At 42.1% G+C, this 7,359-nt stretch carries 5 protein-coding genes; 3 read left to right on the forward strand and 2 right to left on the reverse strand.

The genetic code is table 11. From position 1 onward, the window contains the following. The gene (gene kdpD / locus HGO23_RS13500; RefSeq protein ID WP_099134505.1) at positions 1–2,688 is read left to right on the forward strand and encodes a two-component system sensor histidine kinase KdpD; all 2,688 of its coding nucleotides are present in this window, start codon (positions 1–3) and stop codon (positions 2,686–2,688) included. Positions 2,689–2,871: 183 nt separating this feature from the next. Here kdpD and pgm read toward each other — a convergent pair whose 3' ends face one another. Both pgm and seqA read right to left on the reverse strand, forming a co-directional pair. Next, positions 2,872–4,512: a phosphoglucomutase (alpha-D-glucose-1,6-bisphosphate-dependent) gene (gene pgm, locus HGO23_RS13505; RefSeq protein WP_209026981.1), complete on the reverse strand. Its 1,641-nt coding sequence runs from the start codon at positions 4,510–4,512 to the stop codon at positions 2,872–2,874. An 80-nt stretch (positions 4,513–4,592) separates the two neighbouring features. After that, a complete protein-coding gene (seqA, locus tag HGO23_RS13510) occupies positions 4,593–5,126 on the reverse strand; it encodes a replication initiation negative regulator SeqA (RefSeq protein ID WP_209026982.1) in 534 nt (177 codons plus the stop codon). A 248-nt stretch (positions 5,127–5,374) separates the two neighbouring features. On the opposite strand from seqA, the gene ybfF reads away from it, so the two are divergent. Together ybfF and HGO23_RS13520 are read left to right on the forward strand one after the other, a co-directional pair. After that, a complete protein-coding gene (gene ybfF, locus HGO23_RS13515; protein ID WP_099134502.1) occupies positions 5,375–6,166 on the forward strand; it encodes an esterase in 792 nt (263 codons plus the stop codon). 292 nt (positions 6,167–6,458) lie between these two features. Further along, positions 6,459–7,196, forward strand: coding sequence for a class I SAM-dependent DNA methyltransferase (locus HGO23_RS13520; protein WP_209026983.1), 738 nt, complete (start codon positions 6,459–6,461; stop codon positions 7,194–7,196). Positions 7,197–7,359 lie beyond the last annotated feature (163 nt).

Below are 7,359 nucleotides of genomic sequence, written 5' to 3' on the forward strand. Positions count from 1 at the left end.
ATGGATCAGACCGAACCACAACGTCCCGACCCAGACAATCTGCTAACATTGGCGAATGAGAAACCGCGTGGCAAGCTGAAAATATTTTTTGGTGCTTGTGCCGGGGTAGGAAAAACCTATGCCATGTTACAGGAAGCCCAACGTTTACTGGCTCAGGGATTAGATGTCATTGTTGGTGTCGTCGAAACACACGAGCGGCAGGAAACCGCAGCACTATTGAAGGGATTGCCTCAACTGCCGCCAAAACATATCCACCATGCTAAACGCAGAATAGCAGCATTCGATATTGATGCGGCTATCGCCCGCCGCCCGGCCATCATTTTGATGGATGAATTAGCATTCAGTAATCCTCAAGGTTGCCGTCATCCCAAACGTTGGCAGGACGTGGAAGAGCTTCTGGAAGCAGGCATTGATGTCCTGACCACCATTAACGTACAACATCTTGAAAGCCTGAACGATGTTGTCGGTGGCATTACCGGTATCCGGGTTCGGGAAACCATTCCCGATCATATATTTGATAGTGCGGATGATGTTGTTTTAGTCGATCTTCCACCTGACGATCTACGTCAGCGGCTTCACGAAGGTAAAGTCTATATATCAGGACAGGCTGAACGGGCTATCGAACATTTTTTCCGTAAAGGAAACCTGATCGCCTTACGTGAACTTGCATTACGTCGCACAGCAGATCGTGTGGATGAGCAGATGCGTGCTTTCCGCGATCCACGGGGAAAAGAGCCAGTCTGGCATACACGGGATAACTTACTGTTGTGCATTGGTGATAATGAAGGAAATGAAAAACTGATCCGCAAAGCTGCCCGGCTTGCCGCAAAACTGGATTGTATCTGGCATGCTGTTTACGTTGAAACCCCTAAACTGCACCGACTGCCAGAAGTCAAACGACGTACTATCTTAAAAGCATTAAGGCTGGCACAAGAGCTGGGAGCAGAAACTGCCACACTTTCTGAACCTCACAGAGAAAGAGCTATTCTCCGTTACGCAAGAGAAAACAACCTCGGTAAAATCATAGTGGGGCGCTACCATAGTTTGTATGCAAAATTCTTTAACCGTAGATGGCGCTCTGATTTCGTCGAACGTTTAGGCAAACTTGGCCCCGATCTGGATATCATTATTATTGCTCTGGAAGACAAAAGACATTGGCATAATCATAGTAAAGAACATCCCGATCACCGCTCATTTAATGAAAAGTGGCTCAGTCAGATCCAAGGCTGCGTGATGGCGATTATACTGTGCGCCTTAATCACCTTATTTTCCCGTGCTGTTTTACTGCCTCTTGATAAAGCTAATCTGGTGACACTTTACCTGCTCGGCGTTGTTGTCATCTCTCTGTTTTATGGGCGTTGGCCTTCAGTCTTTGCTGCTTTTATTAATGTTGTCAGTTTCGATCTCTTTTTCGTTCAGCCACATTGGTCACTGGCAGTTAAAGATATGCAGTACCTGCTCGCCTTTATCGTCATGTTGATCGTAGGGATTGTCGTGGGAAACCTGACCGCTGGTATACGTTATCAAGCCAGAGTTGCACGCCATCGTGAACAGAGAACACGGCACTTATATGAAATTACCCGTGAACTCAGCCGAGCCTTGAATGAAGAAGATGTTGCCCGGATCAGCTACCACTTTTTATCAAATAGCTTTCAGGCCAAAACGGGGCTGTTACTGCCGGATGGCAACAACCGTCTATATCAGGTGAAATCCTACAATGGTGGGCAAATGCTGGTTGATGAAGCCATCGCCAAATGGTGTTTTGAGAAAAAACAACCTGCCGGAGCCGGTACGGATACCCTGCCGGGTGTACCTTATCAGTTAATTCCCATAGCTACTCCGTCGCAAGTATTTGCTGTTCTTGCGATTGAGTCACCTAACCTTCGTCAATTACTAGTACCGGAGCAACAGCGGTTACTACATATTTTTACTGGAATTATTGCTAACGCATTAGAACGATTACATTTGGCCCATGGTGCAGAAACAGCCAAATTAGACAACAAATGGCAACAATTACGCAACGCATTTCTGACTGCACTGTCCCACGATTTACTTACTCCACTGACAACCCTCACTGAACAAACAGAAGCACTGAGATTAGATGTATCCATTGAAAATTCTCATCATGCCAAGCAATTTCAGCAAATTCACCAACAAATTCTCAATACCTCACATCTGGTGAATAACGTTCTGGATATAGTACGTATTCAATCAGGTAGTCTTCAGCCTAATTTGGGCTGTTATTCGTTGGAAAAAATTGTTGGCACAGCTCTGCATTCATTAAACTATGCACTCAGCCATTATCCTGTAGAACTTTCCCTGCCCTCCGATTTAACGCTACAGTGTGACGCTTCCTTATTAGAGCGTGTATTTATCAATCTATTGGAGAACGCTATCAAGCACACTAATCAAGACTCAGCATTAGGCATCAAAGCTATTGTTGAAAAAAAACAAGTTAATATCGAAGTTTGGGATACAGGCTCAGGCATTCCAGTAGGGCAAGAACAATCTATCTTTGATAAATTCTCACATAATCACCAAAAATCTGCTGTACCTAATGCCGGATTAGGGTTGACGATCTGTTATAACATCATTGAAATCCATAACGGAAAAATATGGGCAGTGAATAATGAAAAAGGTGGAGCCAGCTTCCATTTTTCTCTACCACTTTGTTCTACTGCTGAGTAATCGTCAGAGCCATAAATAATGAAAGGTTCCCCAGGAGGCAGTCAGCGGGTTTACGGAGGCTTTAACGCGTTGGTCTCTATCCGTATACCTGCTATTTTCTATAGCAAGTCTAAAAATAACGGATATAAAAACCGAAAAGCCGCAGTCACAGCCACGGCTTTTCTTATCATTGCTAAGCGTCAATTACCCCGCAGAGAGCACTTGATTGACAATTTCCTGGGCTTCCTGCTCAATTTTTTCACGGTGTTCAGCACCAAGGAAACTTTCACAATAGATTTTATAAGCTTCTTCTGTGCCAGAAGGGCGAGCAGCAAACCAGCCATTGTCACTCATCACTTTCAACCCACCAATGGAAGCACCATTGCCTGAAGCGGTTGTCAAACGAGCCGTAATCGGATCACCCGCCAATGTATCAGCCTTAACCATTTCCGGTGACAATTTGGACAATTGTGCTTTCTGCTGATGGCTTGCCGATGCCTGAAGGCGGCTATAACTCGGTGTACCAAAACGTGCAGCTAATTTATCATAGCGTTGCTGTGGATTTTCTCCGGTAATCGCCATCATTTCTGCTGCAAGCAGACAAAGAATAATACCATCCTTATCTGTTGACCATGGTGTACCGTCAAAACGCAAGAAAGATGCACCAGCACTTTCTTCGCCACCAAAGCCCAATTTGCCTTTATATAGCCCATCAACAAACCATTTAAAGCCAACAGGAACTTCCACCAATTCACGACCCAGATCTGCCACAACACGATCAATCATGGCACTGGAAACCAATGTTTTACCCACTGCAACTTTTTCAGACCATTGTGGACGGTGCCGGAATAGATAATCCACTGCTGTCGCCAGATAATGATTAGGGTTCATCAAACCTGCTGGAGTAATGATCCCGTGACGGTCATAATCGGGATCATTAGCAAAAGCTAAATCAAACTTATCACGTAACTCCAGTAAACCCGCCATCGCCCAACGTGATGAGCAATCCATTCTGATCACACCATCACGATCCAGTGTCATAAAACGAAATGTCTGGTCAATATTGTCATTCACCAGCGTCAGATCGAGGTTATAGTACTCCCCAATGCGCTGCCAGTAAGCAATACCTGAGCCACCTAGCGGATCAATGCCAATGTTCAAACCCGCCTTTTGAATGGCAGCCATATCCACAACTTCACCCAATGCAGTCACATAAGGTTCAACCAAATCTTGTGGATGCAGATATTCACTTTTCAATACCTGCTCATAAGGCTGACGCTTAACCCCGTCCAGGTTATTTGCCAACAATTCATTAGCACGATTCTCAATAACGGAAGTCAGATCAGTATCAGCGGGGCCACCATTCGGTGGGTTGTATTTAATACCACCATCTTCTGGCGGATTATGGGATGGCGTGATCACAATACCATCTGCTAAATTTTTTCCCTGCCGATTGTAAGACAGAATTGCATGAGAAATGGCCGGTGTTGGTGTAAAACCATTATCTTCCTGTACAACTACATCGACACCATTTGCTGTCAGCACTTCCAGCACTGAAATAAATGCAGCTTCAGAAAGTGCATGAGTATCTTTCCCTACATAACATGGGCCTGTGATGTCGTGTCGCTTACGAACTTCCACAATAGCCTGAGAAATCGCCAGAATATGTGCTTCATTGAAACTATTGCGTCCAGCGCTGCCACGATGACCGGAAGTACCGAACTTAACTTTATGTGCCGGGTCTTCTGGATGTGGTTGTACGGTGTAATACTTTGAAGTGAGAAGTGCAACATTGATTAAATCATGCTGCTGGGCCAGTTGCCCTGCCCTTGGATGAATTGCCACTTTATTTCTCCTGAAAGGCTGCACTGGATCCCCCCCAGTGCAGTATAGAACAGATAAACTGAGCAGTTTAAAGAGCTAAATTAGATAGTGCTACACACCTTTTCAATCAAATTTGCTGGAAAACTCATACTCTGCATAACATATTCAATCATGCTGCGTTTGCGGTCAGTATTGGTATTGGTGATCACCCAAAAAGGTGTGCCGGGGATATGACGTGGTTTGGTCTGCTTACCACTGGTCAGCAACGTATGTTCATCGCCTGCAAAATAAGTACGGGTACGACCGTGCATCTCTTCTGTTGCTTTGGAGAAATTTTCACTGTCCAAATTATACAATGTAGACAACACTAACATGAAACGCTCAACGGATTTTTTCTTTTCAGCATATTCATCGGAAAGCAATAATTCGCGCATAACACGAACAGTATCACGGGAACGTACAGCTGGTGCTTTGTCGACAAGTACAGGCTCACTGGCAGGCTGTGTAGTTTGTACTGGCTGCCCTGCGTCCAATTTCAATATGCGCCGTAAAATATCAGATGCACTTTCACCGATATGCAGGGTTTGGCTTGCAATAAAGCGGTAAAGGTCTTCATCAACTTCTATCGTTTTCATTTCTATCCAGTACTGTTCTTAATGAAAAAATTATTCTCGGATTATAAGATATAATGCAACAAAACAAAACAATTAAACTTTCAATAACTTAAAGTGATTCTTTCCGTAATTGAGAATTGAAAAAAAGTCGCTTTTCCCCTAAAATAAATCAATCAGTTACAGCCATTTTGTTTGTCCATGCTAATGTGTCATGATATTAAACTCTACAATATTAAACATTGTATGAATGGCATTAACTCAGGCAAATTATGAAGTCAAACAATCAATTAAATTATCATTTACACAAACCGGAAAACCCACTGTCCTCCACACCAATTATTCTTATCCATGGGCTTTTTGGTGATTTGAACAATTTGGGAATATTAGGCCGAGATTTACAGCAATATTATCCGGTTATTCAAATTGACGTGCGCAATCACGGTATTTCTCCGCGGTCGGAAAACATGGATTACCGCGATATGGCTCAGGATGTTTTAGCACTTCTTAATAAACTACTTGATGAACTGAATGCACCGAAAGCTATTATCATAGGACATTCTATGGGCGGCAAAATTGCGATGAGCATGACAGCAATTGCCCCGGAACGAATTGAAAAGATTGTAGTCATTGACATAGCACCTGTGGCTTATCAAGTTCGGCAACATGATGGCATTTTCACAGCACTGAACAAAGTCACTGAAGCAGGGGTACAAACCCGACAGGCGGCAACAGATATCATGCGACAAAATATTCAGGAAGATGGTGTGATCCAGTTTTTACTAAAATCCTTCCGCCAGGGAGAGTGGAAATTCAACCTGCCTGTATTGCAAAAAGAATATGAAAAGATTATCGGTTGGGAAACGATCCCGGCATGGCATAAACCAGCCTTGTTCATTCGTGGTGGAAATTCAGATTACATTACCGAGGAATATCGACAGGATATTATCAGACAATTCCCAAAAGCAAACGCATGGGTAATAGCAGGTGCCGGGCACTGGGTTCATGCAGAAAAACCCGAAGCCGTACTCAGGGCAATTCATCGATTTTTAGGAACAGAATAATCATCATATCAACCCACCTGTAAACGTGGGTTGATCGCTGTTGATAGCAACAAGAGATATATTCAATACTATCGCTAATAAGTTATTTTTTAATATTCTGTTCATTAAATCTTTATTTCCATACCCATTAAACTATATAACTAATACAAAAATAATTATATCTAACTTATTATTTATACACTAATGTTCTGTGACGAAATAAATATCAGGAAAAACCACAAAAATAATAAATTTCATTCTTACCAAATAAAAAACATCCTCTTCAATTAATATTAATTAAAGGATAAAAACAATGGATCCTAAAAACGTATATAATCCTATCGCAGATCTATATGAGAGTTTTTCAGACTCTGCTGCCCAAATCAACATCGAAATTCGGACTATCCTCAATCTGGCAGGGGATATACAAGGAAAATCCGTGTTAGATTTAGCCTGTGGATATGGTCTTTTTAGCCGATTGTTCAGAAACCACGGTGCTTCAAAAGTTGTGGGCGTCGATATATCACATAACATGATTGAGATTGCCAAAAGCAAATCGCAACAATACGATGATAATATCGAATTTCATGTAAGAGATGCCTGCAATATGGAATCATTCGGAAAATTTGATCTGATAATTGCAGCCTGGTTATTCTGTAATACACTATCACTTGAAGACCTTGAAATGATGTTTCGTTCAGTCGCAAAGAATCTAGCCCCTAACGGTAAACTTATCGCTTATACCATTGATCCTGATTATCGGTTAGTAAAAGGAAACTGTATAAATTATCGCGTCAATATTCTTAGTCAAGAACCCTGGAAAGAAGGCGCTTTCGTCAAGGCAGAATTTCTTACCACCCCACCCAGCCCTTTTACAATGTATCAATGGAGTCGTGAACAACATAAAGAGGCGTGCAATAAAGCAGGATTAACACAATTAGAATGGCATAAACCAACGCTGTTACAAAGCGATATTGATAGTTACCCTCCGGGTTTTTGGGATGATTTCCAGAATAACTGTCATGACATAGCATTTGTTTGTCAATTTTAACAGTATCAGATAACTTATCTCTTCATCTTTCAAAATGCACCAATAAAATGATAATTTGAAAGATGAAGGGGATATTAAATTGGAAAAAAATAAACTGAGGAATTAATATATTGAAGACTATAATTAAAATAAACAGCCTAAGAGTATAGGCTATTTATTTTCT

Origin of the sequence: Xenorhabdus budapestensis (assembly GCF_017743015.1) — a bacterium.
Classification (GTDB): domain Bacteria; phylum Pseudomonadota; class Gammaproteobacteria; order Enterobacterales; family Enterobacteriaceae; genus Xenorhabdus; species Xenorhabdus budapestensis.

Coding starts and splice junctions, on each gene's coding strand:
- seqA (WP_209026982.1), bottom strand. CDS start 5,126: ATGAAAACGATAGAAGTTGATGAAGACCTTTACCGCTTTATTGCAAGC.
- kdpD (WP_099134505.1), top strand. CDS start 1: ATGGATCAGACCGAACCACAACGTCCCGACCCAGACAATCTGCTAACA.
- HGO23_RS13520 (WP_209026983.1), top strand. CDS start 6,459: ATGGATCCTAAAAACGTATATAATCCTATCGCAGATCTATATGAGAGT.
- ybfF (WP_099134502.1), top strand. CDS start 5,375: ATGAAGTCAAACAATCAATTAAATTATCATTTACACAAACCGGAAAAC.